The following is a 26,550-nucleotide window of genomic DNA, read 5'->3' as shown; positions in this document are numbered from 1 at the left end:
GGTGCTGGTCCGGGCCGAAGCCGATGGTGGAGGCGAGGCGCCCGTCGGGGGTGAGCAGCCCGGCCAGCTGCGCGCCGTCGCCGGCCAGGTGCACCACCGCGGGTACGCCGTCCGGTGCGACCGCCCGGACCTGGCCGCTGAGGTCGCCGGTGTAGTCCACCGCCTCGGCAGCGCCCAGCTGTCGTACGAAGTCGGTGGCGGCACCGGGGCGAGCGGTGGCGATGACGCGGGCGCCGGCCGCCGCGGCGTACTGGATCGCGAGCGCTCCTACACCGCCGGTCGCGCCGGCGATCAGGACGGTTTCACCCGGCTTGGGGGCGACGGCGTCCACCGCGTCGACCGCGGCGGTGCCCGCCAGCCCGAGCGCGCCCGCGGTCGGCAGGTCCAGGTCCTCGGGGACCCAGGTGATCCCGTACTGGTCGCCCACCGCCAGGAGCTCGGCCCACGCGCCGTCTCGCAGGTACGGCTTCATGACCACCCCGAACACCGTGTCACCGATGCCGAACCGGGTGGGCCCGTCGCCGACCGCCTCCACCGTGCCGGCGAAGTCCTTGCCGAGCGCGACCGGGAAGCGGTACTCCATCCTGCCCTTGAGCATTCCGGCCGCCGCCATCTCGTCGAAACCGTTGACGGAGGACGCCCGCACCCGCACGAGCACCTCACCGGGGCGAGGGCCGGGCTGGGGCAGGTCGCCGGCCAGGGCCGGTGCCGCTCCAAGCTCCTGAAGTGTGATCGCCCGCATACGCTGGTTCCCTTCTCGAGACGCCTGTCGGATTGCGGCAGTTTTCGCCCGGTGACGTATCGGTCCCCGGGTCCGGGTTCCGGCCTTCCTGTACCGACCGCACCCAAACTGTGTCGTGACCACCGCTCTGGGTCGGCGGCATGAGGTCCGCAGCTGACCGGCCAGCGTCGCTGGACATGCCGGTGGCCGGGCGCTGGTGCGCGCCGGCCACCGTGTTCGCTCGCCCCGCTGTAGCAGGCTCAGCGGTGTCTTCCAGATGCCACGACCGTGAGTGGCCGCGTAGAGGTAGCCGTCCGCTCCGATCGCGAGATCGAAGACGGTGGTGATCGGCAGGGCGCCGGCAGCGCGCTGCGAAAGGTGCCGATGTCCTGGTTGGTCGGGCTCGGCGGACCGCATCCGGACCCTCATGCGGCCCGCTGTCCGTATATCGTCGGATGCTGTGACCGCACCTGAGATCACTATGGCCACCCCGGAAGACCGTGGACGGGCGATCGGCTCGCTGGTCGCCGCGTTCGCCAACGACCCGGTCCTGCGGTATCTGTTCCCTGACGCTGCCACTTATCCGCGGTACGCCGCCGCGTTCTTCGGGCGTCTCTTTGACAAGCGGGTGGGCCAGGGAACGGTCTGGACGATCGGGCGCGGCGCGTCGGTCGCGATGTGGGACGCCCCCACAGCCGAGGACGGGCCGCCGGACGACACTCTTGCGGCGCAACTCCCCGCCGACGCACTGGCCCGCGTCTACGCCTACGACGAAGCCGTACACGCCGCACTACCGACCACCCCGTTCTGGTACCTCGGCGTCTTGGGCACCCATCCCGACCACGCCGGTCGTCGCTGGGGCCACGCCGTCATGGGGGCCGGATTGCGCCGCGCCGCGGCGGACGGCGTGCCGGCGATCCTGGAGACCAGCAACCCGGCCAACGTCGAGGTGTACCGCCGTGCCGGCTGGGAGGTGGCGCTCGTGGTGACCGTCGAGCCGCTGACCATCTGGATCATGCAACAGTCGACTGGCTGACCGCGGGCGGAATGATGGACCCGGCGGCGATCGATCGACCGACAGGCCGCTGAGAAGTCCACCGCCGGTGTTCGGCTGGACGCGCGCGCAGACTCGGCCACGACACCGGCATCAATGCCTCCCGGCGAACGCCGGTCGGCAGGTCCGGTACCCCGGCGGAGGTTGCCACCGTGGTCGCGTTCCTGGCTGCCCCGGACGCCAGCTACGTCACCGGGCAGCTGGTCATCGTCGATGGCGGCAACTCGATCGCGGAGCAGTCTCCACTGGACGGTTCACTCGGATCAGCGAAGACAGGTGGTCGCGTGTCTCCGGGTCGGTGAGCTGCGGTGGCAGGGCGGGGTGGGTCCGCCCGTGCGGGGAGGGCGGGTGGCCCACCCCTTCCACTCACGATGAGAGGCCGGCCAGCGAATGAGCGTCCGCAATCAGCGACCGACGCGGGGGAGCGCAGCGACCTACCGCTCCGGCGCGTACACCAGTCTGCTGCCGTGGCAGGTGCGCGAGCGCCGCTTCAAGCCGGCCGGGCTCGGACGCCGAGCCCGACGACGTGTACGCCTTCCTGGACCGGGTCGCCGGCGACCTGGCCGCCGTCCACGCGGCCCTGGCCGCCAGCCGCCGGGAGACCGCGGTCATCAAGGACGCGCTGCGCCGCTGGCAGTCCGACCAGGCCCGCGCCCGCACCGACCGGGGCCACGAGCGGTGATCCAGCGGTACGTCATCCACCTGCCGGTGGTCGCGAACGACCTGCCCGCCGCGCAGCGCCTGGCCCGGGTGGTCGGCCGTTGGCTGCTGGTCCTGCCGCAGGCCGACCCGGGGGAGACCACCGTCTCGGCCGAGGGCGACCAGAACGTACGGCATCGGGTCTTCTGTGACCTGCTGCTGCCCGGTGGCTGGCGCTGCCTGCTCCGCGCCGACCACGACGGCCCCTGCTCCCGCCGCATCAGGCACTGAAGGTCCGGGCTGCGTCGGCTGTCCCTCACTTCGCTGCTCGCCGCCGGGAGTGGTTCTCTGGAGAGGTCAGCGTCGGGACCGGCCGATGCGCGCAGAGCGGCGAGGGCCGGAGCGTGAGCGGCTAGCGAAGGCGATTGCGGCGACTACACCGAGGCCGAGCACGATCGCGGCGACGCCGAGGAGGGTGTGCGATCGAGACGAATCCTCGGCAGCCAGGTTGCCCGCCGTCGTTCTCGTCGGGCTCGGGTGGCGGGGGTTCGGTTTCGCGACCGGCGGCGGACCGGACGACGTGAGCGTGGTCGTGGTCCGTAGCTGACCTCCGTCGGACACGGTGACCACCCAACTGCCCTCGGGCAGCGCTGACGGTCCGGTGGCGTAGTGGCCCGGGTGCTCCGCGTCCGCGGCGAGCTGCCGAGGACCGACGATCGACCCGGTCTGCGACCGCGCAAGCATCGTCAGCGACAGGCCGCTCACGGGTGCGCCGGACGCGTCCGTGGCCGTGGCGACGACGGCTCCGTCGCTGCTCTGCGTGACGGTGAGCGTCTTCGTTCCGTCCGCCACCGCGGGCGTGGAGGGCAGGATCGCGAGCGCGATGCACGCGAGCCCCACGATGGCTGCTGCCGCCCAGCGCGCGGCACCCCGGACGTCGCCCAGTCGAGTCCCTGGATGGTTGGCTGTATTCATCGGGACCTGCCGATCGGTTGGCGGGAGCGTGGAGCGCGCTGTGGCGGCTCGCCGGCTGGGCCGGCGGAGCCGCGCAGGCGCGCGATCAGGAGGCTCAGCCCGCCCACGAGCGTGAGGGCCGCGAGCCCGCCAGCGACGAGGGGAAGACTCGAGGACCGACGTGCGCCACTCGCTCCCTTCTGGGCGCTGTGCGGCTGAGCGATGGCCGTCGGTGTCACGACGGGCCGGGAGGCTGGCGCCCCGGGCGCCTTCACGTCCACGGTGGTGGTGGCCGCGCGCACCCGCTGGGCGGAGGTGCCCGTCACGGTGACCGTCCAGCGGCCGGAAGGCAAGGCGCCGGGGCTCAGGACGTAGAACCCCTCCCCTTCGCCCGCCGCCCGGAGCGGCAACGGGCCTCGACGAGCGGTGCCGGCGGTGGCCGTCGCGGTGAGCGCCAGACCGCGCGCCGGGTGGCCGTCTTCGACATAGGACGCGAACACGGTCAGTCCCCCGGCGCCGTCGGGTCCCGCGCTCAGCTGGACGGGGCCGCCGTGGGCAAGAGCTGGGTTCGCATCGAGGACGGTGACGAACAGGATGGCGGAGAGGGTCACCACGTGCCCCAACCGGATCATGATGTTACGCATCAGTCAGAGTGCCCTTCGGGTTCGCTGTCGGCGGTCAGGGCGCCGGTCCCCGGCGCGGCGGGCAGGAACACGTGGGCGTGGCCGAAGCCTTCGTCGATGTTGACGACGTCGAGTTGCGTCGCGGTGGTCGACCAGGCGGCGACAGCGAGGTCGCGTTGCTCAGCCGCGAGCGCGACGAGCCCCGGCCGGATCGCGGGCGGGGCGGACAACGACGTCTCGTACATGCGCACCGCCGCGTCGAGCGCGCGGACCGCGTTCGCCAGGCCGGAGCGGGCGACGTTGACGGCGGTTCCGCCGGATGGCGGGTGCGCGAACCGCTCGACGGCGGCACCGGTCACCGCCCGCCAGGCGGAGACCTGGGCTGCGGTGGCGGGCTTGGCCGTTGCCAACGGGTCGACCGGGAGAGCAGCGCTCATCTCGTTGAGCACCGGAAGGAGCCGGCCCTGCACGTCGCGTGCGGTCGCGGTCAACTCCTTGGTCTGGGCCTTGTCCCGCGCCGCATCCTGCTCCTGCAGCTTGTGCACCTCCACCTGGACCGGGTCCGGCCGGGTGGCGGCGTAGCCGACCCCACCGGCGAGCAGCGCGCCGGCGACGAACGCCAGACACCCCGCGATCACGGCCGAGCGCCAGGGCCGCGCGTTGCCGACCCGAAGCGGGGGACGTGCTGACCTCGACCGACGGGTGTTCGACATGGGGACGTTCCTTCCTCGCCAGGAGGTGGCCGGGAACCCGCGGGAGGGCCCCCGGCCACCCCATTCGTCACTCGTCCGGGTCGCAGTTGAACTTGGCCTGGCCGGCGGCCATCTTGATGCCACCCAGCAGGTGCTTCAGGAACAACGGCTCGGTGTACGAGGCGCTGGTGTGGCCGAACGCCGTGTACACGGCGCGCCCACCGTCGTACCGGTGGCACCACGCCATCGGGTGGTCCGACCCCATGGATCCGCCGGTGTAGCCCACCGGGTTGTAGGTCGACTCGTCGATCGTGGCGAGCACCCTTACCGCGGCACGCGGATTGCTCTGGAAGTTGTACCACTCGTCCGTGCGCCACCACTTGTTCGGCAGGTCCCGGGTCGCCTCCGTACCCTGTCCGGCAACGCGGACCAGAGCCTGCTGGATGGGCGGGTGGTCCCGGAAGTAGGCGCCGACGAGGCCGCCGTACCAGGCCCAGTTGTAGCCGCTGTCCGAGGCGGCGTGAACACCGAGGTAGCCGCCGCCGGACTCGATGTACCGCTGGAACGCGGCCTTCGCCTCCGGCGTGGTGACCGGGTCGCCCGTGGTCGACAGGAAGATGACCGCCTGGTACTTCGCCAGGTTCGCGTCGGTGAACTGCGTGTCGTCCTCGGTTGCGTCAACCGCGAAGCCGTTGTCCTGGCCCAGTTTCTGGATCGCGGCGATGCCGTCAGGAATGGAGGCGTGGCGGAACCCGGTCGTCTTCGAGAAGACCAGGACGCGACATTGCGCTGCCTCCGCCGCGGCCGGGACCGCGGGCGCGACCAGTCCGGCAACGAGCGCCAACACAGCTAGGAGTCTTGACGATGTCTTCATGACCTTCCTTCTGCTCTGCGGATGATTCGGCACGCTCGCCCTCGGGCGAACGCCGCGTTCGACGGGGGAGAGCCTCCCTTCTCCGGCTGCGGGGGCGGGCGACCCCAGCCCCCGCAGCCGGACGTTGACTACCGGCGAGTGACGGACTTCGCGTCGCCGTCCAGGCGGCCGTAGCTGCCGACCGTCTGGTCCGATGTCCGCGCCGCCTTACCGTTGGCAGGAGTTCCGCCGAGGCGGACGATCATCGCGTCGGTGTCGCGGATCAGGACATCGTGGACCTCGGCGTCCGTGACCTTCCCGTCGACCGTCTTCTTGAACTCCTCCAGGAGCTTGACGGCCTCCTGGTCCTTGCCCTTGGCCTCCTTGAGCCGAATCGCTGTCAGCTGACCCTGCAGCGACTTGGACGTCGAGTGGGACAGCCGGCCAGCGGCCTCGAAGCGGTCGATCAGGCTGGCCATGTCACGGAAGGACGTCGTGACGTAGAACCGCACGGTGGACGTGGTGGTGTTGCCGGCCCTGTCGCTCGTGGTGACCGTGAGTGTGTGCTGGCCCAGGGCCAACGCGTACAGCGGCTGGTCCGGGCCGCTGGCGTACGGCGCGCCGTCGAGCGTGCCCACCGTGCTCTTGATCCCGGAGGTCGCGTCCGTCGCGGCCCACGAGATGTGCACGTCCTGGCTGTCGCCGTAGAGCTGGCCGTCGGCGACACCCGAGACGAGCAGGGTCGGAGCAGTGGGGTCAATCTTGATCGTGGCGCCCTTTTCCTGCTCGATGTTGCCGGCCTTGTCCTTCGAGCGGTACAGCAAGGAGTGTTCGCCGTCTCCGCTCACGTCGACCGGCCCGGTGTAGGCGGTCCAGCCACCACCGTCGAGGTTGTACTCGGACCCCGCAACGGCCGACGTCGCGTCGGTTGCGGAGATGGTCACCGGCACCTTCCCGTTGTGCCAACCGTCGTCGTTCGCCGGGGCGAAGGACGCCGAGCTGACGGGTGCGATCGCATCGATGTTGATCGCACGGGACGTGTCGACGGTGTTTCCGGCCTTGTCGGTGGCGTGCACCACGAGGGTGTGCGCCCCGTCGCCGGACACGGTGACCGGCCCGGCGTACGGCTGGCCGGTGTTGCCGTCCAGGTCGTACGTCACCTTGTCCACGCCGCTTGTCGCATCCGTCGCGGTCGCGGTGACGGTGACCGCCGAGGTGTACCAGCCGTTCTCCCCATTGGGCGTCGCCGGCGACTGGGTCGTGTCGAGAGCCGGTTTCGTGGCGTCCATCTTGATCGACACGGACTTCGCCGTCTCCGTGTTGCCCGCCTTGTCGGTCGAGCGGAACGCCACCGTGTGGGCGCCGTCGCCCGCCACCTCGAACGGCGCGGTGTACGGCGTCCAGGTGCCGGCATCGTCGAGCTGGTATTCGGTCTTGTCGACCCCGCGGCCGCCCTGGTCGTCGGTCGCGGCAAGCGTCACCTGGGCAGGTGCCGTGTACCAACCGTTCGCCCCGGTCGGCGCCGCCGGCGACAGGGTTGCCGTCGTCGTCGGCGCCGTCGTGTCGGCTGCGGGGCCGGTGACGTGGAAGTAGTCGAACTTCGCCGTCTTCGACGCGGTCTGGTTCACGCCGAAGGCGAACACCCCGACCTTGGGGCCGCTACCGACCGCGGTGTTGCTGACCTTGGCGGGGGCGCCGTTGGCGTCCGTCACCTCGGTCCAGGTCGTACCGTCGCTCGAGTAGAAGCCGTGGTAGTCGTTGCCGATCTTTTGCAGCTTGAGCCACCAGACGCCCTGGGTGAGGTTGGTGGCGTCGGCCCCGCCGGCCGGGGCCTGGTCGCCGGTCTCGCTGCGCAGCTCGATCCGCCGCGCGACCGCCGAACCGGGATCGTTGTCGGTGATGTAGTCGAACTTCACGTAGTTGGCGTCGTCCTTGTAGACCATCAGCCCAGCCTGCTGGTAGTGCTCGTTGAAGGCGCTCCCGTCGACCTTCGTCTCGATGGTCCAGTCACCGCCGGGTGCGGACTGCAGCATGAAGTTCTTCGGATCGCTGTTCGGGGTGCCGTAGATGTCACCGGCCGACGTGTCGATCTCGAGCTGACCGTTCGCGAGCCGGTATCCGGCCGGGTCCTCCCGGACGATCGTGCTCCACCGGCACTTGTTCACCGTGGCGTCGCCGAACTCGTCATCCGGCGCGGGGGCCGTGATGGTGGGGTCCGGGGTGAGCTGGAACCAGTCGAACGCCGCGTCGATCACCGGGCGGCTCCCGGTGCCCGACAGGGAGAGCAGGCCGATCTTCGGGTTGGTGATGCCGGCGAGCTTCTTGTCCGTCTGCGGCATTGACGTCCAGGTGGCGTTGTCCTTGCTGTAGGCGGCGGTGATGTTCGTGCCGTCGCTGGTCAGCCGGACGTAGGCGGTGTCCGGGTAGGCCGAGCCGAGTGTGGGAGTGTTGCTAGCCGCCACCTCGTTCGGAACGCCGTTCTCCTCGCGGATGAACTGGAAGATGCGGTTGTTGGCGTCGTTCGTCCCGCGAGCCTCCAGCACCATCTTCGCGTAGTTGTCGTCGTCGCCGTACACGATCAGCCCCGCCTGTTGGAAGGCGTCACGGGCGGCGGCGAGGGTGACCTTCGTGGTCGCCTGCCATGGGCCGCTCGGGGCGTTCTGCAGCACGATGTTGGGTGTCGTGCCGGTTCCCGCGCCGTAGATGTCCGTGTTCGACGTCGGGATGTGCAGCGCGCCGTTGCTCACCGTCAGGTTCTGGTCACGACGGATGATGGTCGTCCACCGGCTCTCGTCCAGCGACGTGCCGGAGAAGTCGTCGGAGAGCTGACCGAGGCACGCGGTGTTGGGGGCGTCGACATGGACCCTGCTCGGGACCGTGGTCGCCGCGTTCTTGCTGTCCTTCACCGTCAGGGTCGCCGTGTAGTCACCAGGCGCCGTGTAGGTGTACGAGGCGGTGGGCGTGGTGGGATGCGGCGAGTTGGGTACGCCGAAGTCCCACGAGTAGGTCAGCGGGGTGTCGCCCTCCGGGTCGGTGGCGGTGCTCGCGAAGTCGACCTTCAACGGCGCCGTACCCGACTGCGGGTTGGCCGTTACCGTCGCCGTCGGCCGCTGGTTCTCGGTGACGCCCTTGCCGTTGAAGTCGACCCAGTTGACGTTCAACAGCGACGTGTCGGCGCCACCGGCCGGCTTGCGGACCACGAAGAACAACGGGCCACTGGTCGTCGGCGCGTTGCTGACCGGAGCGGTGACATCCTTGTACGTCTGCCAGCCGCCCGTGTTGCCCACCGCGGCACTGCCGACGAGTTGGCCGTCGGGTGCGCCGGAGTGCATCTCGATGGTGCCGCCCGCGGTCGCCGAGGCGACGCGGAAGCCGACCGAGGTGATGTCCGTCAGGTTCGTCGGGTCGAACGACCAGTAGTCGCCGTCCTCGATGTACCCGATGTCCAACCCGCCACCCTGAGGATCGTCGGCGGTCTCGGCCTGGACGCCGGGATCACCGACGGCGCTGCCGCCCGGGACCCGGCCCGTCGTGGTGTAGAACTCGGCTTGCCTGTGCTTCGGCTGCAGGATCACCTGGTCGCGGCCGGTGAGGGTACGCGCGCCACCCACGCCGCCCTGGTCGGTGTAGGTCGCCTCGAGTACGTAGAAGATGTTGTCCGTGTCGTCGTGCCCGCTGGAGAGCGCGGTCTGGACCGTGCCCTCGCAGCCGGTGTACTGGTCGAGCGGGTGTCCATGCGTGTCGTGGCCCAGGATCGCCTGCAGCTTGACCTGGCCACAGTCGATGGTCCCGTCCTCCGGGTCACTCACCGTGATCTTGTACTTGATCTGGTCGCCCCACTCGAAGAAGCCACCTGCCGGAGGCAGCTCGATTCTCACCGTGGGCGTCGTGTTGCCCGAGGTGATGGGCACGCTGGCCGTCGCCATCCTGCCCGCGGCGTTGGTCACCGTGAGCGTGGCCGAGTAGTTGCCGGGAGTGCTGTAGGTGTGGCTCGGGTTCGGGTCGGTGGAGTCGGTCGTGCCGTCACCGTCGAAGTCCCAGGCGTACGTGATGGCGCTGCCGTCCGGGTCACGCGACCCAGCGCTTGCGAACTGGACTGTCAGCGGTGCCGGGCCGGACGTCTTGTCCGCGCTCGCCCGGGCGATGGGCGCCCGGGTGCCCTTGACATAGTCGATCCGGTATACGCCCGAGTCGGCGTTGTTGCCGCCGAAGCCGGAGCCCCACTCGATCAGGTACAGGGCGCCGTCCGGGCCGAAGGTCATGTCCATCGGCTTGAGGAAGCTGAAGCTCTTGAGGATCTGGTTGATCTTCACGAGGTCATGGTTGTTCTCCGCGAGCTGGAACGAGAACAGTGAGTTCGTGTTCCACTCGCCGAAGATCGCCTTGCCGTCCCAGTACGCCGGCCACTTGCGGTCGGACGTGAGGCTCGCGTCGTACCGGTAGACCGGGCCCGCCATCGGGGCGCCGCCGTGCAACTCGGGGAAATGCGCGGGGTCGGTCTGGTAGTGGTACCAGACCTGCGCCGGGACTGCGGGCGGCAGGTTCGTCAGGCCCGTGTTGTTGGGCGAGTTGTTGACCGGGGCGGCGCAGTTGAACGCCGGACCGGACTGCCTGGTGGCGAAGTCGTAGTCGATGTAGGGCTGGTTGGGCCCGATGCAGTACGGCCAGCCGTTGTTCTGGGCCTGATCGACGACCTCCCACTCGACGGCGTTCTCCGGGCCACGCGCCGGGTTCGGAGACTGTGCGTCCGGCCCGTAGTTGGCGATCAGCAACCTGCCGGTCATGGGGTCGATGTTGATCCGGAACGGGTTGCGCTCGCCCATGGTGTAGATCTCGGGCTTTGTCAACGCGGTACCGGGCGGGAACAGGTTGCCGCTCGGGATGGTGTAGGTACCGTCGGGCTGCGGGTGGATCCGCAGGACTTTTCCGGACAGGTTGTTCGTGTTGCCGGAAGTGCGCTGGGCGTCCCATGCCCCGCGGCCCGGCTGCTCGTCGGTCGGCGCGTAGCCATCGGACGCGAAGGGGTTGGTGTTGTCGCCGGTAGCCAGGAACAGGTTCCCCGTGTTCCGGTCGAAAACCAACGAGCCGCCGTGGTGGCAGCACTCCGCGCGCTGCACCGGCACGTCGAGCACCACCTTCTCGCTCGTCATGTCGATGATGTCGCCGGTGACCGTGAAGCGGCTGAGCCGGTCCACGTTCGCACCGCTCGGTGAGTAGAAGAGGTACATCCAGTGGTTGGAGTCGAAGTTCGGGTCGAGCGCCAACCCGAGCAGCCCGCTCTCGTTCGCGGTGAACACGTTGAGGTGCCCGGACAGGAGGGTCCCGCCTGCGGGCTTGATGACTTTGACGTCGCCGTTGAGGTCGATGTAGAAGACCCGACCGTCTTTGGCGACGTCGAGCATCATCGGGTTCGACGTGTTGTCGTCGAGCGTCACCTTCTGGAAGCTGCCGTCCAGCGAGGCCGAGCAGTCGGCCTTGACCGCCCCGGCGGTCGTCTCGATGCCGCCCAGGATCAGCTTCAGGAAGTTCGGCTCGCTGAAGGAGTCGATCGAGTGGCCCAGCCCGGTGTACCAGGCGCGGCCGCCGTCGTAGTCCTGGCACCAGGTGTTCGGGTGGTCGATGCCCATGGTGCCGCCGGTGTAGGACGCCTCGTCCAGCGAGGTGAGGACATGCACGTTGCTCCGGGGGTTGCTCCGGTAGTCGTACCACTCGTCGGTGCGACTCCAGGACGTCGGCAGGCTCTGCGTCGAGGGGTGGGCACGGTCTTCTACCTTGACCGTCGCCTGCTGGATCGCCGGGTGCTGCTTGAAGTAAGCGCCGACGAGGCCGCCGTACCACTGCCATGCGTAGCCGCTGTCGGCTGCTGCGTGGATGCCGACGAAGCCGCCGCCCGCCTCGATGTAGTGCTGGAACGCGTCCCTTTCGGACTGCTGGTCCAGCGGATCGCCGGTGGTCGACAGGAACACGACCGTGTCGTACTGCGCCAGGTTCGCGTCGGTGAACTGGGTGGCGTCCTCGGTCGCGTCGACGGCGAAGCCGTTGTCAGCGCCCAGCTTTTGAATGGCCGCGATGCCGGCCGGGATGGAGTCGTGGCGGAAGCCCGTGGTTTTGGAGAATACGAGCACCTTGAAGGGGGAAGTTGCCGCCTGAGAGGCCGTCGGGTAACCGGATGGTTACGTTGTGAAAAGTTGTTCGGCGTTGATGCGGCGAGCGGCTGCACGTTCGGCGGTGTTGGCCCATCGGGTCGGTTGACGGGCCAGGCGTATCGCCATGAGTCGAATCATTGCGACTTTGATCATGGTCTCGGAGTTGGTGGTGAGGCGTTCGTAGTCGCGGGCCAGGCGTCGGTTGCGGATCAGCCAGCCGAAGGTGCGTTCCACGACCCAGCGGCGGGGTAGGACCTGGAAGCCTTTGACGTCGTCGGTGCGTTTGACGATCTGCAGCAGGATGCCGAGTTGGGTCTTGGCCCAGGTCAGCAGACTGGTGTCGACGCTGTTGGCGTAGCCACCGTCGGCCCAGACGACGGCGATGGTGGTGAAGGTGGCGGCGAGGCGGTGCAGCAGCGCCCGTCCGCCGGGTCGGTCCTGTACCGAGGCGGAGGTGACCGCGACGACGAGCAGGAGTCCCATCGTGTCGACGATCAGGTGTCGTTTCCGGCCGGTGGTGCGCTTACCCATGTCGAATCCACGAGACTCACCTCCCTCACTGGATTTGATCGACTGGGCGTCCAGAACCGCCGCCGTGGGCTCGGGTTCCCGCCCGGCCTGCACGCGCACCTGCCGCCGCAGTTCGTCGTGGATGGCATCCCACGTGCCGTCTCGGCGCCAGGTGGTGAACCACCGATGCGCCGCGTCCGGCGGGGCCAGATCGTGAGGCATCAACCGCCACGCACAGCCCGACCGCAGCACATAGAAGATCGAGTTCAGAATCAACCGATCGTCGTACACCCGCGGACGTCCGCCTTTGCGCAGGTCACGCACCGGCATCAACGGAGCCAGGACAGCCCACATCGCGTCGGTCAGGCTGGATGAGTAGCATCTACGGGCGTCGTCCCCGCCAAGATCCCTGTTGCACACACATCAAGATCATGGCGGGGATGACGCATTTGTCGAGCACCCGACATCGACGTTTCTCGCCGTAACAGCCCGCCCTCAATCGGTTACCCGACGGTCTCTGAGCCGGTGCCGGTTGCAGCGCGCTTGATATGGGTAGCGCGATGGCGAACGCGGCGAGGGCGGCGAGCGACCTACGCCAGATCGGTAACACTGTCAGCTCCTTGCTTTGTGCGTCTGCCCGGATGGAGGGTTGGTGCCGTTCGGGGGAACGCGACCTCCTCGGCGTCAACGCGGCTGTCCCGCCCGTTCAAGAGGCTGGGACTGAGCACGAAGTGGCCGGGGGTGTCGTTAGCCGGTAGCCGTTGAGTGAGCAGTGATATCTGCTCCGAGTACGGGGGCACGAGCCCCTACTGCGAAGCGGCGGGAACTCGTGATCCTCTGCGCGGTGGGCCTCCCCTCTGCCGGGTATTGCCCGCCGACGCGTTGGGGGGACGGGAAGGGGTAGGTAGGGACGCGGTCATCTGGTCTCGCTGCTGACAACCGCGACCAGGGGAACACTCGTCGGATCTTCGAGCACACCCTCGATCGCGACGCCGCAGCCACCGCGTACAGCGGCCTCGAACCCGAGAGTGGAAGCTTCGATCCGGCACATTCCCGCTTGGCCGGCGATGACGAGTCGGTCGAGCTCAGCCTGCGCGGTCGGGATCACGAACTCCGCGACGCGTGCGAAGTAGCCGCCGAGGACCAGCACGTGTGGGTTGAACAGGTTGACCAGGATCGAGCAGCCGAGGCCCAGCCACCGGCCGACCTCGGCGAAGGCGAGATGCGTCCGTTGGTCGCCGGCCGCGGCCAAGTCGAGGATGCCCGCGAGCCTGACCTCGGGATCCGGTACGGGACCGGGCGTGGCGTAACCCTGGTCGGGCGTCGCGAGCCGCACGAGGGCGGCCAACCCGACCTTGGTCTCCCAGCACCCGCGCCGGCCGCAACCGCACTCGATGCCAGTTGGGTCGACCGACATGTGGCCAACCTCGCCGGCAAAGCCGTCGGGACCACGCAACAGCCGGCCCCCGACGATGACTCCGCCGCCGCCCCCGACCTCTCCGGTGAGATAGACAAGGTCAGCGGTCCCGGCTGCGCTCCCCTCGCGGAACTCGGCGAGCGCCGATAGGTTGGCGTCGTTATCCACCCGCACCGGTACGCCCGCATCGAGCTCAGCCGCCAGGCGCGCCGCGACGGGGACCTCGCGCCAACCCAGGTTGGGGGCCAACAGCACGTGGCCGCGAGCGACGTCGATGAGACCCGGGATCGCGACGGTCACTCCCGCGGCCACCGCCCCGCGTCGCGTCATCTCGGCCAGCGCCTCGCGGGTTATGACGGCCAGCCGCGAGAGCGCTTCGTCAGGTGTCGCGTTCATGGCGTCAAATGCGATGCGGCGCTCGACGAGGATCTGGCCGCCGAGATCACGACCGAACGCGGCGATGTAGTCGACGTTGACTTCGAGGCCGAGAGCACCAACCCGCGAACCGTCGACCTCGAGAAGCCGCGCCGGCCGACCGATCGCCCCCTCCTGCCGTAGCGCACCCTCGCGCACCAGACCCCGATTGACCAGCTCCGCGACCAGACTCGAAACTGTGGCCTTGCTCAAGCGCGTCTCGACCGCGACGTCCGCCCGCGAGCGTGGCCCTTGGTCCTGCAGGTGCCGCAACACGAGCGCGAGATTGCTCCGCCGCATCGTTGCCGAGTCCGCTGGCACGGCCGGTCCGATCGGTGTGGGAAGAGGCGCCGCAAGGGTCACATCGGACTCCCGAGTTTGTCTGTTCGCCGGACAAACTATTCTGCCATCGCTTTGCCCACAAGAGACAGATTGCCCGTGTTCGGACCGGTTGCAAGGAGGCCACGACTTTTGCCGGAAGAGGCTTCCATCAATAAATGACGACCGTCGGCGCACGGGTGCGAGGGCCGGGCTCGGACGCCGCGGCCTGGAGCCCGCCGACGTGTACGCCTTCCTCGACCGCGGCGCCGGCGACCTGGCCGCCGTCTACGCGGCCCTCGCCGCCAGCCGCCGGGAGACCGCCGTCATCAAGGACGCGCTGCGCCGCTGGCAGTCCGACCAGGCCCGCGCCCGCACCGACCGGGGCCACGACCGGTGACCCAGCGGTACGTCATCCACCTGCCGGTCGTCGCGAACGACCTGCCCGCCGCGCAGCGCCTGGCCCGGGTGGTCGGCCGCTGGCTGCTCGTCCTGCCGCAGACCGACCCGGGGGAGACCACCGTCTCCGCCGAGGACGACCAGAACGTACGCCACCGGGTCTTCTGCGACCTGCTGCTGCCCGGCGGCCGACGCTGCCTGCTCCGCGCCGACCACGACGGCCCCTGCGCCCGCCGCCTGCGCCGCTGACGCGGCGTCGCGATGCCTGCCCAGCAAATTCGCGGCGGGCCCACCGCCGGCTTCAGGCGACGGGCAGAAGTCTCTGCCGTCGAGCACGTTGATGACTTCGTCGTCGCGGGTGACCTCGTAGCGCGCCGGCACAGCTTCGCCAACAGCTCGCCCTCCCGTCCCGGTCCGTCGGAATGTCGAGGATGTCGCCGTAGGGCGTCTTCGTGATTCGCCCGATCGGGATGAGGCAGGGTCACCCCCCGTCCCGGAAGGCTGTCGAGGTACCAGTTCGCTGCGCGACAACCAGTTGAGGATCACGGATGAGATCAAGCAGCGGGAACGCAGGGGGATCCTTCCTCCGTCGCCGGGAACGCAGGGTTGGCCAGTTCGAACACGTCCTGACGCTGCCGGGCGACGTCGACCCGAACAGCGTCGGCGCGGGTCTTTCCGGCGGGGGTGCTGACCGTACGCGTGGGCAAGGCGCACCGAACCGAACCGCGGCGCATTGAGGTCAGGGGCTCATAACTGGCGGTTCGACGGCGATCGGGCCGGAGAGGAGAATCAGGTGGAATACCAGGACTTCATCAACGCAGTGGCCATGCGGGCTAAGGTGTCGACCGATCAGGCGGCGACACTCACCCGCGCGACGTTGGAGACATTGGCAGATCGGATCAGCGCCGGCCAGGCTGAGGACCTTGCCTATCAGCTTCCGGAAGGGCTTGACGATCCCCTGCGCAAACCGCCACCGCTCAGAGGTAGAGGGGAACATGCCAAGTCGTTCGGGCTCGAAGAGTTCGTGCGGCGGGTGGCGGACCGCCCGGCCGTCGACCGTGCGCTCGCCGGTGCCGGGGTCCGCGCGGTGCTCACCACGCTACGTGAGGCTGTTTCCCGTGACGAGTTCGAGAACGCGGTGGCCCAGCTTCCGAAGGAGTTCCGGCAGGTGATCGAACCGGTGGGTGCCGGTGGCGGGCAGCGCCCCGGCTCGTAGCACGCACAGCTGAGGCAGGAGCAGGTGTGCCCGCGTCGCCACGCGGGTACGCCGCTGCCGACTGGATCGGGGAGGCGTGGACGGCGACCGAGGCGCCGGACTACTTCCAGCCCGAGGGTGGACTGGTGCTCACCCACCTGCTGATCGTGCGACGCTCAGCGGCGCGATGAACATGCGGGTGGCCGACCTCTATGAGCAGTGGCGGTCACGGGGTGGGGGAGTTCCTGACCGAGGCGAAGGATCATGGCGTCGAGATCCGGTGCTACCTGCGGGATCCGAACGGCCTGCCCCGGTTGACCCGGTCGAGGAAGGCGTAGACGTCGTCGGGGTTCAGGCCGCGGCGTCCGGTCCCGACCGGCTTGAAGCGGCGCTCGCGCACCTGCCACGGCAGCTGGTGTACGCGCTGGGGCGGTAGGTCACAAGTTCATGGCCTCGGGAGAAGCTGCGCGAGCGGTACGGGTCGGCCCATTCCGGCTCACCGAGCGGAGCCCGGCGGCCCATGCGGCCAACGGGGGTCGACCCGGAGCCGCCGCCGACCTGGCCGCCGTCTACGCGGCCCTGGCCGCCAGCCGCCGGGAGACCGCCGTCATCAAGGACGCGCTGCGCCGCTGGCAGTCCGACCGGGCCCGCGCCCGCGACGCCCGGGGAAACGAGCGGTGACCCAGCGGTACGTCATCCACCTGCCGGTCGTCGCGAACCACCTGCCCGCCGCGCAGCGCCTGGCCCTGGTGGTCGGCCGCTCCTGCGCCCGCCGCCTGCACCGCTAAAGCGGTACGGCCGGTACCGGGCGGGTTGAGCGCTTCCGGCGGCGGGATGGAGAACCCTTGCTGCACCACGCTGTGGTTAACCACTCAACGCGGTGTCTGCCTCGGGCTGGGAACCCAGCCCGGGGCAGGCACGTCGTAGGACGCATGACAGGTAGCAGCGTCCACGTACCGCATCGACCGGCCGCCACCGGTATCCCCCGAGTCATGACTCCAGCCCGAGTCATGGGACTGGCCCTGGTCGCCAGCCTGGCCCTGGTCACCGGCTGTACGGCGGAGCCGGTCCCCGCGCCACCACGTGACCGGGGAGTGCCGGCCGGCGGGTTCCGGCTCGTCGCGTTCGACTCCTGTGCGGAGGCGCTGCAGCAGCTCAGGACAGCTGCCAAGGCGTACGTCGGGCCCTGGGGGTTCGGGCCGAACGGGGACATGCGTACCTTCGGCGGCGCGGAACAGGCCGGGGCGCCCGCCGGAGCGAAGCGGGCGGATGCGGCGCCCGGGGCCAACGCGGCAGCCCTGGGCGACGCGGCGGCCGGGGCTGCCGCCCCCGGCTACTCGGGCACCAACACCCACGAGGCCGGGGTCGACGAACCGGACCTGGTCAAGACCGACGGCAAGCGGATCGTCACCGTCAACCAAGGCAAGCTGTACGTGGTCGACCCGGCCACCCGCCAGCTGACCGGGGAACTGAAACTGGCACCCGACGGGTTCGGCGGGGCCGAAAACAGCCTGCTGCTACAGGGTGACCGGGCGCTGGTGCTGCTCCGCGAGGGGTGGGTTGGAACGGCGAAAGACGCCGTCCCCGAGGGAGGCGGGCGCCCCGCCCCGGCAGCCGGGGGCTCTGCCCCGATGCCGGACGGCATCGTCGGCCCCCGGCTGATCATGGTCGACCTTTCCGCCGCGCCGAAGGTCATCGGGGAATACCGGATCGACGGCGATCTGGTGGACGCCCGCCAGGTGGGCACGACGGTCCGTGTCGTGGTCCGCTCCGCGCCGCGGCTGAGCTTCCCGTACCGGGAACGGGCCACCGACGAGCAGCGCACCGCCGCCAACCGCGAGATCATCGACAATGCCACCGCCGACGACTGGCTGCCCCGGTACGAGGTCACCTCCGGCGGGCGAACCAGCACCGGACGCGTCGGCTGCGACCGGGTGAGCCGGCCGGCCAGCTACTCCGGCACGTCGCTGGTGACCGTGCTCAGCTTCGACCTCGGTGCGGCCACGCTCGGCGGCGGCGACCCGGTCACCGTGATCGCCGACGGCGACACCGTCTACAGCAACGGACCCCGGCTGTACGTCGCCAATGACCAGCGCTGGCGGGTGCTGCCGATGCTGAGCGCGCGGAACGTCGCACCCGGTCCCAAGGACCAGACCACCGAGATCTACCAGTTCGACACCGCGGGAGCGGGTGCCCCGCGGTACGTCGCCGCCGCGTCCGTACCGGGCTGGCTGATCAACCAGTACGCCATGTCGGAGTGGGACGGACACCTGCGAGTGGCCACCACCAGCGGCCGTACCTGGGGCGATAGGCCTGACTCGACGTCCACCGTGTACGTCCTGCGCGCCGACGGCACGACGCTGACCCAGGTCGGCCAGGTCACCGGACTGGGCAAGCGGGAACGGATCCACGCCGTACGGTTCGTCGGCGACACCGGGTACGTCGTCACCTTCCGGCAGACCGACCCGCTCTACACCGTCGACCTGCGTGACCCGACGGCGCCGAAGGTGAGCGGCGAACTGAAGATCAACGGGTATTCGGCGTACCTGCACCCGGCCGGCGAAGGACGGCTGCTCGGCGTCGGGCAGGAGGCGTCCGACCAGGGCCGTGTCCAGGGCACCCAGCTCTCGCTTTTCGACGTCTCCGACCCGGCCAAGCCGACCCGGATCGCCCAGTATCACGTCAAGCAGGGGCACTCCGAGGCGGAGTTCGACCCGCACGCGTTCCTCTACTGGCCGGCCGAACGCCTGGTAGTGGTCCCACTGACCGTCTATGGCACAGGCGCCGTGAGCAAGCGTGGTGCGGTGAACGACCAGAGTGTCCTGGGCAGCCCGGGCCTGCCGAGCAACGTGGCGCTGGCTCTGCGGGTCGGAGACGGCGGGTTCACCGAGGTCGGCACGGTCGGCCACACGCTGGGCCCGGGGCGTCCCGAGGGTCTGACGCCGATCCGCCGGTCACTGGTAGTCGACGGAGTGCTCTGGACTGTTTCCGACGCTGGCCTCAAGGCGACCAGCCTCTCCACCATGAAGACCCTCGGCTGGCTGCGTACGGCGTGACCGGCATGGTGGTGTCCGGGGTGGCCCGCCGTTGGACGGCGCCGCCGTGCATCGTGGCCAGCCACAGTCACGGCCTCGTGGTCGCCACGATGCTCGGCCTCGTCGCCTCGCCATAGCGTCTGGATGGATCGCTGCGACCTGCCGCGAGCCTCGTGATGCTGTCGGTAGTGTCCGGATGTTGATGGGATGTTCGGGACCTGAGGCGGCTGTGGCGGGCAACCGCAGAGAGGATCGCCGTGAGCGAACGACAGCAACCGAGTACGTCGGATTCTGGACCGGCATCGCGGTCGTTGCGGCCCCACGGTCCGCTTTCAGGCGAGACAGTGCGACTCGCGGTGGTGGTTGGTGCGCTCGGGGTGGTGTTCGGTGACATCGGCACCAGCCCGATCTACACCCTGCAAACGGTGTTCAATCCGAGCGATCCGCATCCGGTTCCGGTCACCACCCAAAACGTGTTCGGGGTGGTGTCCCTGGTGTTCTGGTCGGTGATGATCATTGTCACCGTCACCTACGTATTGCTTGCGATGCGCGCTGACAACGACGGCGAGGGTGGCGTCATGGCCCTCATCGCGCTGCTGCGGCGACTGAGCGCCCATCGCGGCCGGCGGGCAGCTACCGTGTTGGCCGCGCTGGGCATCTTCGGTGCCGCGCTGTTCTTCGGCGACAGCATGATCACCCCGGCGATCTCGGTACTGTCCGCGGTCGAGGGCCTCAAGGTCGTCCAACCGTCGCTGCAGGAACTCGTAGTTCCGATCACCGCGGTGATCATCATCGTGCTGTTCCTGGTACAACGTCGGGGCACCGCAGCCGTCGGCCGCTTGTTCGGACCCATCATGATCCTCTGGTTCGTGACTATCGGTGCGTGCGGCGTGGCCGGCATCGCCGATCACCCGGCCATCCTCAAGGCGTTGTCGCCAAGCTATGCATTGCAGTTCCTGGTCGGCCATTTCGGTGTCGCGTTCTTCGCCCTCGCCGCGATCGTGCTCGCGGTCACCGGCGCCGAGGCGTTGTACGCCGACATGGGTCACTTCGGCCGCCGGTCGATCACCCGAGCCTGGCTTTCCCTGGTGTTCCCCGCATGCGTGCTGAGCTACCTCGGCCAGGGTGCGCTGATCCTCAACGACCCCGATAACATCAGCAGCCCGTTCTTTCTGCTCGTGCCCGGGTGGGCGCGCCTCCCGCTGGTCCTGCTGGCCACGGCAGCAACGGTGATCGCCTCCCAAGCGGTGATCACCGGCGCGTACTCCGTCGCGTCACAGGCGGCCGAACTTGGCTATCTGCCCCGGCTACGGGTCACGCACACCTCGGAATCCACCGTCGGCCAGATCTACGTCCCGTGGATCAACTGGCTGCTGATGGTCTCGGTGCTCACCTTGGTGTTCGCCTTCCGTAGCTCAACGGCACTGGCGTTCGCGTTCGGCATGGCAGTGACCGGCACCATCACGATCACCACACTGATCTTCTTCTACGTTGGCCGCTGGAGGTGGAACGTCCCGCTGTGGCTGCTCGGCCTCGGCGCGATCCCGCTGCTGGTGGTCGACCTGTTGTTCGTCGGGGCCAACGTGACCAAGCTGGTCCACGGTGCGTGGCTACCGCTGCTCATCGGCCTCACCGTCTTCACCGTCATGACCACCTGGCAACGGGGCCGCGAGATCGTCACCGCGGAACGCCAACGGCGCGAGGGATCGCTCCGTGATTTTGTCGACGAGCTGCGGAACGACATGACGGTGCGTGTCCCAGGCACAGGCGTCTTCCTCAACCGCGGCAAGCAAACCGCCCCGCTGGCCATGCGGGCCAACGCCGAGCACAACCACGTGCGCCACGAACACGTCCTGATCCTCTCGATCGAGACCGAGCCAGTGCCCCGCGTTCCCGCGGACCAGCGGGTCACCGTTGATGACCTCGGCTACGCCGACGACGGGATCACTCATGTCAGCGCCCGGTTCGGCTACATGGAAACCCCGGACGTGCCCGAGCTGCTACGGATGCTCGACCCGGCGGTAACGGAGGGCCAGCTGCAGCTGGACCAGGCGTCCTACTTTCTATCGAAGATCGAGCTCCGGCCCGGAAACAGGCCAACGATGTCTCCGTGGCGCAAGCGACTGTTCATCGCCACCTCCTACATCACCGCCGATGCCGCCGAGCACTTCTGCCTGCCACGCGACCGCACGGTCATCATGGGCTCGCACATAGAGATATAGGCGTCATGACGCGGCATTCCAGCGCTTGACCAGCACGCCGCAGCCCTGCCACGTGCCGTGACCGATCAGGTCGATGTCGCGGAAGCCCAGCCGTGGGACCTGAGCTGGCAATGGCCTGTAGCCGCTGAGGACGTCCGGCGCCTGCAGACCGCGCTTGCGAGCTGTCCCGACCTCCTGCAGCCGTCGTGCCCTGCCCTGTCCATCAGTCGTTGCAGGCGAATGTTCGGGCTTTCCCGTCGCGCGATGCGACAGCGATGATCGTGCAAGCCGACGATGGCCTGCCTCAGCTGCACTTTCCAATAGCAGTCGATCTAACCCCCTTTTCCCAGGTCGGCGTGGTTTCGTTGGGTCTGATCGGGTTCGCGATAGCGCGTCAGTCGTGGCGATGGATGGGCAGTCCGATGTGGAGGGAGGCCGTCGGGTCGGTTGACGGATCACAACGCCGGGGCCCTGCCACCCGACCGCACTCCTCGTGGCATGAGTCAACCAACCTGACTCCACCAGATCCGGGGCATATCAAGGTCTCCACCAGCACCGGGGCGGTTCAGACATTGGAGCGGGGAGATACTGTCTGGCATGGGCAAAACGAACCGTACCGAAGCCTTCAGTGACGGCGTGCTCGCCATCGCCATCACGTTGCTCGTGCTGGACCTGCGTGTACCGGCGCGAGATATGCTCGAGGGTTCACTCGCGCACGCGCTCGGACACGAGTGGCCAGCACTGTTCGCCTATGTCGCGAGCTTTCTGGCCATCGGCATCATTTGGGTTAATCACCACGCCGTCTTCAACCTGATCGGCGTCGTCGACCGGCTGGCGATGTTCCTGAACCTTCTGCTATTGATGTGCGTCGCCGCGATACCTTTCACCACGGCACTGTTATCGGAGTACCTGACCGCAGGATCGGACGGCCGGACCGCGGCTCTGGTCTACTCGTTCGTCATGCTCGCGATGGCGTTGTGTTTCGGGGCGCTACATCGATATGTGGCCCACCGTCCGGCGCTGCTGGCCCAGGGCGTCGACTCGGTCGTGGTGCGTGCTTCGCTCGTACGGTTCACGGTTGTCGGTCTTACGTTGTACGGGTTGACGATCGTTGTCGCCTTGATCAGTGCCATCGCATGCCTGGCATTGCACCTGATCATCGCGCTGTACTACGGCTTCGAGCAGACCAGCCGCGCCCCCCGACCCAACGAGTAACCCCGCCTCCTCCAGCAGGTCCCGGTGGAACCGGGCCGCCAACACTCCCAACCCGATCTGATCCGTCAACCGACCCGACGGCCTCCCTCCACATCAGACTGCCCATCCATCGCCACGACTGACGCGCTATCGCGAACCCGATCAGACCCAACGAAACCACGCCGACCTGAGAAATCACCACGACCGCCAAGCCCGCGCCGCTGGTGAGAGCCATCGGCACCATCGTGGTCGCAGCCACCAAGGCGCATTCGTGGGATTGCTCGCCAGTCAACCAGATCTTGACACTCGGGCCGCGACCACGGTTGCACTGCGGCAACGTCGCACCGAGGGCATCGCCCTCACCGGTGACAAGCTCGTCGGGGTGGCCAGCCTGGTCAAGGTGGAGCGCCCTGCCGGACGTACGACCTTGACCAGGCCGGCCACCCTGCTCGTGAGGATGGCGGCGGGGAGGGTGGTGCCCCACCCGCAGCGGTCGCAGCGACCCGGTCCTAAGGCGTGTCCGGGTCGCTTGCGACCCCCGAAGGCGGCCAGCTCGCCACGGTGCGCGCCGCGTCAGCGGCGTGCCTTGATCCCATACAGATCAATTCGGCAACGCAACGCCCGCTGCCGCTGTCTTGTTCCGGTACATGCTTGACAGGGCGGTCCCATCACATGCTTGACCGGCGTCACATGCATGGCTGCGTTCGCTCACGCTCTGTGGCACGACCGCGTTCATCGCGGCTATGACCGGATGTTGCTGCCCGGATGGCACTACCGTCTGATACGTGGAGGAGAACCTGCGCCAATCACCTTTCGTCGAGGATCTGCAGCTGTTCCACGTCGGCGATGTTGAACGCCGCGAACAGGCTGGTGGTGCCGTGACGGAAACTTTTCGCAGGTGGGCCCTGAGCCGCCCAGCAATTCGCGGCGGGCCCACGGTTGGCCTCAGGCGGTCGCCGGGTCCTCAAGCCTGTCAGACGGCCGATGGCAGGTGTGCCGGCGCCGCAGGCGGGTACGCGCCCTGGCGATTGGGACCCGGGAGGCGTGGATGGCCATCGAGGCGCCGGACTACTTTCAGCCCGAGGGTGGGCTGGTGCTCACGCATCTGCTGATCGTGCGGGATGTGGACCGTTCACGGGAGTTCTACCGGCGGGTGCTGGGAGCGACGGTGGTGCGGGACCGCCAGCCGGCGATCCTGCGGTTCCACAACAGCTACATCGTGATCAACAGCGAAGGCGGTCCGACCGACGACAAGCCGGGCGTACAAGCACAGGCGCCGCCGGATCCGAACACGCTCAGCGGCGCGATGAACATCCGGGTCACCGATGTCCGCGCGGTCTATGAGCAGTGGCGGTCACGGGGTGGGGAGTTCCTGACCGAGCCGAAGGATCATGGCGTTGAGATCCGATGCTACCTGCGGGACCCGGACGGCTACCTGATCGAGCTCGGTCAGGGCACCGGGATCCTCGCCGAGATGGGTCGGACCCCGTCCGCCTGATGGGTCGTCGGCGCACGAGGCAGAACCCGACGCCGGTCGCGGACGCCGCCGGGCACCCGGAAGGAGAACCTGTGAACTACGCCGAGTTTCTCGAAGTGGTGGGAAAGCGGGCGCGCATGCCAGCGGCGGAGGCGGCGAACATCATCCGAGCCACGCTCACGACCTTGGCGGAAGGGATCAGTGGGGGCGAGGCCCACGACCTGGCCACACAGCTCCCGGAGGAGGTCCGCGGGTACCTGCACAAGGAAGTGGACTTCGCCGAACGCCTCGATCTCGTGGAGTTCCGCAATGAGGTAGGGGCGCGTGCGGGCATGGATGACCAGCGGGCCGGTGAGGCCGCCCGCGCGGTGTTGACCACCCTGCGCGAGGCGGTGAGCGCCGAAGAACTCGAGGACCTGGAAGCCGAGCTGCCAAAGGACATCCGGCAGCTGCTTCATCCGGTGGGCCGCGGAGTCGGGGCGTGACCGGAGCCTGGCCCGGGGGCGGGTCGGCCCGATCGGCCAGCGCGGATCCGGGGAGCGGCACAGCGGTCCGGTGCCTACCGCTCCTCAGGCTGCTCGGTGGTGGTTGGACCGTCCCACCCGTTGGATGAGGTGCTCCACCCACCGCTCGAACTTGCTGCTGGCCCCGCCGAGCAGGCCGGTCAGCTCCTCTTCGGTCACGCCGCCCCGGGCGGCCAGCGACTCGACCAGCGTCCGCAGCTTCCGGTGGTCGTCGTCGTCCGACCCGCCGCCGGAGCTGCCGGTTCCCAGGTGACGCTGCAGGTCCTGGAGGATGTCCATCATCTGCGGCAGCGTCTCGATGATCTGCGACAGGCCGGCCTCGTGCGGGCTGGACGATCCGCGCAGGTCCTGCAGGGTGAGGGCGACCGACATCGGGGTGACGATGTCGGCGTCCCGGCTGATCGCGTCGATGGCCCGTCCGAGCTGCTCCTTGGCGGCGTGCACGCTGTCGAGGTCGGTGTGGTCGACCAGGATCGTCCGCATCCCCTGCACGTCGAAGGGCAGCTGCTGGTCCTTCGCCATCAACTGAACGAAGGGTTTGCGCAGCGCGTGCCGGACCGCCAGCTCGTAGAAGACGTTGGCGTTCTGGTCGGTCAGGTCGGCGATGACCAGGTCGTTCTGGATGATGCGGTCCAGCACCTGCGAGGTGATCAGGCCGGCGCGTTCGATCTCGTCGCCCCGCACGGCGACGAAGCCCCGCTCCTCCACCACCGGGCGGATGACGTGCTTGAGGATCTGGTCGCTGCGTTTGCGGATCTCGGAGCCGTCTGGGCCGATCGGCGCGATGACGAAACACTCACGACGGGTGGTCTGATCGTTACCCTCCCCCATGGAGGCAGCGTAGTGGACCAGCGAAGCTCTGTGTCACCCCGGTTCGCGCCGGTGCCCGCTCCCAGCGAGCCCGGTGCGCGCCCAGCAGCCGGCTGGCCTCGGCGGCCGCCTCCGGCGTGACCGGCTCCCGGACCCACCGGTCGAGGACGCCGGCCATGCCGTCGACCAGTCGCCGGCCCACGGCGGTCAGCCGCCGCTGCGTGCCCAGCATCCGTACGGTGTCATCGGTTGCCCTGGTCCACCGCGCGAACTCGACCTCGGCGCGGTGCCGTTCCGCGCGGGTACGCGCCATCCGTCGCTGCCGGCGCCAGAAACCCGCCACTCCCAGATGGGCGTACGCGCCGTGCAGCAGACCGTCCAGCGGCCGGGGATCCGTGCGCCACGGTGCGTAGTGGAACTCCGGCGGCCCCGGCTCCACCAACGCGAACATGTCCGTCAGCGCGGCCAGCTTGAGGTGCTGGATCTCGTGCGCCAGCGTGACGGCCGCAGACCGGGAGTCCGGCGGCATCGACATGGCCACCGACCCGAAAGCGTGATGGAAGGTGCCGCTTCGGGTCCCGGCCCGGGGAGCGGGGATCGGCATCAGTGCGCGCAGCGCCGCGGAGATCTCCTCGGCGATCGGCCGGTGACCGTCGACCAGGATCCGCCACGCCCCGTCGAGGCGCTGCTGCCAGCGGTGCGGATCGGTGCTGCCGCCGCCGACCCGGTGGCCCGCGCCGGTCCCGGGAACGTGCCGCCACGTCCGGGTGTCCAGCAGCAGGGACAGCGGCAGCCCGTCGTGCGCGAGCTGCAGCCGGGGTACGGGCAGCCACCGAGGGTCGGCCGACCGGCCGTCGCCGATCTCGATCCGCTCGCCCGCGCAGTGCACCTCTGCCCGCCCGCCGACGCACCGGACCCGGACCCGGGTCGCGTGCACCGGTAGCACCGCTGTGCCGAGGCCGGGCAGGTCCAGTCGGCCCGGCGCGCTGGGGGCGAGCGGGACGTCGAGGTCAGCCTCGCTGCCGGATCGGACGGCCGCAGCCACCGCCACCGCCGCCAGCAGCCCCGGGTACGTCGCGGACCGGTCGCCCCGCCGCAGCAGCGACGCGGTACCGAACGCCCACGCGGCGACCGGAGGATGGCAGAGCGCCGCCGCCCCGTCGTCTGGGGGCATCCTCATCAGGACGCGGTACGCCGCCTCGACCGCCGCCCGGTCCGGATGCTCTGTCTCGTGCAGAAGCAGCACCAACGTCCGTACCAGCATCAGGGTCTTGCTGCGTTGCGCCGACCGCAAATGTTCGACGCCGCCCACCCCGCCCCGGCCGGCGCAGAGTTCGTCGAGGACCGACCTCGGCAACCGGTGCACCGGCGGCT

19 protein-coding genes and 7 pseudogenes are annotated in these 26,550 nt (G+C 69.0%); 15 read left to right on the top strand and 11 right to left on the bottom strand.

What is annotated here, in order from left to right; all coding sequences use genetic code 11:
• Positions 1-28: 28 nt before the first annotated feature.
• A pseudogene (locus OG799_RS11910) lies at positions 29-742 on the bottom strand (alcohol dehydrogenase catalytic domain-containing protein); the annotation flags it as partial.
• A gap of 439 nt (positions 743-1,181) precedes the next feature.
• Between OG799_RS11910 and OG799_RS11905 the strand changes: the two are divergent.
• From OG799_RS11905 to OG799_RS11890, 4 genes and pseudogenes are all read left to right on the top strand, one after another.
• Positions 1,182-1,757 (top strand): GNAT family N-acetyltransferase, encoded by a 576-nt coding sequence (locus tag OG799_RS11905; protein ID WP_406045088.1) that lies wholly within the window; start codon positions 1,182-1,184, stop codon positions 1,755-1,757.
• 128 nt (positions 1,758-1,885) lie between these two features.
• Positions 1,886-2,077 (top strand): annotated as a pseudogene (locus OG799_RS11900) (SDR family oxidoreductase); the annotation flags it as partial.
• Positions 2,078-2,165: 88 nt separating this feature from the next.
• Positions 2,166-2,457: pseudogene (locus OG799_RS11895) on the top strand (DivIVA domain-containing protein).
• A complete protein-coding gene (locus tag OG799_RS11890; protein ID WP_406045087.1) occupies positions 2,454-2,705 on the top strand; it encodes a hypothetical protein in 252 nt (83 codons plus the stop codon). Before OG799_RS11895 ends, OG799_RS11890 begins: the two are co-directional and overlap by 4 nt.
• A 66-nt stretch (positions 2,706-2,771) precedes the next feature.
• On the opposite strand, the gene OG799_RS11885 is transcribed toward OG799_RS11890, so the two are convergent.
• The 7 genes and pseudogenes from OG799_RS11885 to OG799_RS11855 all read right to left on the bottom strand — a co-directional run bounded on the left by OG799_RS11885 (position 2,772) and on the right by OG799_RS11855 (position 14,299).
• Positions 2,772-3,314 (bottom strand): hypothetical protein, encoded by a 543-nt coding sequence (locus tag OG799_RS11885; protein ID WP_406045086.1) that lies wholly within the window; start codon positions 3,312-3,314, stop codon positions 2,772-2,774.
• Between the two features lie 71 nt (positions 3,315-3,385).
• Positions 3,386-4,012 (bottom strand): hypothetical protein, encoded by a 627-nt coding sequence (locus OG799_RS11880; protein ID WP_406045085.1) that lies wholly within the window; start codon positions 4,010-4,012, stop codon positions 3,386-3,388.
• Positions 4,012-4,629, bottom strand: coding sequence for a hypothetical protein (locus OG799_RS11875; RefSeq protein WP_406045084.1), 618 nt, complete (start codon positions 4,627-4,629; stop codon positions 4,012-4,014). The genes OG799_RS11880 and OG799_RS11875 overlap by 1 nt, the downstream gene beginning before the upstream one ends.
• 142 nt (positions 4,630-4,771) lie before the next feature.
• A complete protein-coding gene (locus OG799_RS11870) occupies positions 4,772-5,530 on the bottom strand; it encodes a ThuA domain-containing protein (protein WP_406045083.1) in 759 nt (252 codons plus the stop codon).
• A 155-nt stretch (positions 5,531-5,685) separates the two neighbouring features.
• Complete coding sequence (locus tag OG799_RS11865) at positions 5,686-11,661, bottom strand: ThuA domain-containing protein (protein WP_406045082.1); 5,976 nt, start codon at positions 11,659-11,661, stop codon at positions 5,686-5,688.
• A gap of 126 nt (positions 11,662-11,787) precedes the next feature.
• Positions 11,788-12,612: pseudogene (locus OG799_RS11860) on the bottom strand (IS5 family transposase); the annotation flags it as partial.
• Positions 12,613-13,108: 496 nt separating this feature from the next.
• Positions 13,109-14,299, bottom strand: coding sequence for an ROK family protein (locus tag OG799_RS11855; protein ID WP_406045081.1), 1,191 nt, complete (start codon positions 14,297-14,299; stop codon positions 13,109-13,111).
• A 256-nt stretch (positions 14,300-14,555) separates the two neighbouring features.
• Between OG799_RS11855 and OG799_RS11850 the strand changes: the two are divergent.
• The 5 genes and pseudogenes from OG799_RS11850 to OG799_RS11830 form a co-directional block, all read left to right on the top strand.
• A pseudogene (locus OG799_RS11850) lies at positions 14,556-14,741 on the top strand (DivIVA domain-containing protein); the annotation flags it as partial.
• A complete protein-coding gene (locus tag OG799_RS11845; protein WP_406045080.1) occupies positions 14,738-14,989 on the top strand; it encodes a hypothetical protein in 252 nt (83 codons plus the stop codon). The pseudogene OG799_RS11850 and the gene OG799_RS11845, both read left to right, overlap by 4 nt.
• A gap of 544 nt (positions 14,990-15,533) precedes the next feature.
• Positions 15,534-15,956 (top strand): DUF2267 domain-containing protein, encoded by a 423-nt coding sequence (locus OG799_RS11840; RefSeq protein WP_406045079.1) that lies wholly within the window; start codon positions 15,534-15,536, stop codon positions 15,954-15,956.
• Between the two features lie 26 nt (positions 15,957-15,982).
• Positions 15,983-16,126 (top strand): hypothetical protein, encoded by a 144-nt coding sequence (locus OG799_RS11835; protein ID WP_406045078.1) that lies wholly within the window; start codon positions 15,983-15,985, stop codon positions 16,124-16,126.
• Positions 16,127-16,147: 21 nt separating this feature from the next.
• Positions 16,148-16,273, top strand: a complete 126-nt coding sequence (locus OG799_RS11830) for a hypothetical protein (RefSeq protein ID WP_406045077.1) — start codon at positions 16,148-16,150, stop codon at positions 16,271-16,273.
• Here OG799_RS11830 and OG799_RS11825 read toward each other — a convergent pair.
• Positions 16,252-16,347: pseudogene (locus tag OG799_RS11825) on the bottom strand (DivIVA domain-containing protein); the annotation flags it as partial. The gene OG799_RS11830 and the pseudogene OG799_RS11825 sit on opposite strands and share 22 nt — an antisense overlap.
• Before the next feature lie 137 nt (positions 16,348-16,484).
• Here OG799_RS11825 and OG799_RS11820 point away from each other — a divergent pair.
• The 6 genes and pseudogenes from OG799_RS11820 to OG799_RS11795 form a co-directional block, all read left to right on the top strand.
• Positions 16,485-16,616: pseudogene (locus tag OG799_RS11820) on the top strand (DivIVA domain-containing protein); the annotation flags it as partial.
• A 311-nt stretch (positions 16,617-16,927) separates the two neighbouring features.
• Positions 16,928-18,991, top strand: a complete 2,064-nt coding sequence (locus tag OG799_RS11815; RefSeq protein WP_406045076.1) for a beta-propeller domain-containing protein — start codon at positions 16,928-16,930, stop codon at positions 18,989-18,991.
• 323 nt (positions 18,992-19,314) lie between these two features.
• A complete protein-coding gene (locus tag OG799_RS11810) occupies positions 19,315-21,192 on the top strand; it encodes a potassium transporter Kup (RefSeq protein WP_406045075.1) in 1,878 nt (625 codons plus the stop codon).
• A gap of 576 nt (positions 21,193-21,768) precedes the next feature.
• Positions 21,769-22,386: a TMEM175 family protein gene (locus OG799_RS11805; protein WP_406045074.1), complete on the top strand. Its 618-nt coding sequence runs from the start codon at positions 21,769-21,771 to the stop codon at positions 22,384-22,386.
• Positions 22,387-23,413: 1,027 nt separating this feature from the next.
• Complete coding sequence (locus OG799_RS11800; protein ID WP_406045073.1) at positions 23,414-23,863, top strand: VOC family protein; 450 nt, start codon at positions 23,414-23,416, stop codon at positions 23,861-23,863.
• Between the two features lie 71 nt (positions 23,864-23,934).
• Positions 23,935-24,327, top strand: a complete 393-nt coding sequence (locus tag OG799_RS11795) for a DUF2267 domain-containing protein (RefSeq protein ID WP_406045072.1) — start codon at positions 23,935-23,937, stop codon at positions 24,325-24,327.
• 84 nt (positions 24,328-24,411) lie between these two features.
• Here the strand turns inward: OG799_RS11795 and OG799_RS11790 are convergent, their stop codons facing one another.
• Both OG799_RS11790 and OG799_RS11785 read right to left on the bottom strand, forming a co-directional pair.
• Complete coding sequence (locus OG799_RS11790; RefSeq protein ID WP_406045071.1) at positions 24,412-25,197, bottom strand: hypothetical protein; 786 nt, start codon at positions 25,195-25,197, stop codon at positions 24,412-24,414.
• Positions 25,184-26,542: an HEXXH motif domain-containing protein gene (locus OG799_RS11785; protein ID WP_406045070.1), complete on the bottom strand. Its 1,359-nt coding sequence runs from the start codon at positions 26,540-26,542 to the stop codon at positions 25,184-25,186. The genes OG799_RS11790 and OG799_RS11785 overlap by 14 nt, the downstream gene beginning before the upstream one ends.
• Positions 26,543-26,550 lie beyond the last annotated feature (8 nt).

Source organism: Micromonospora sp. NBC_00898, assembly GCF_045207895.1.
Classification (GTDB): Bacteria; Actinomycetota; Actinomycetes; order Mycobacteriales; family Micromonosporaceae; genus Micromonospora.
The sequence above is the reverse complement of the archived record's forward strand: the minus strand, read 5'-3'. Positions and strand labels throughout refer to the sequence as shown.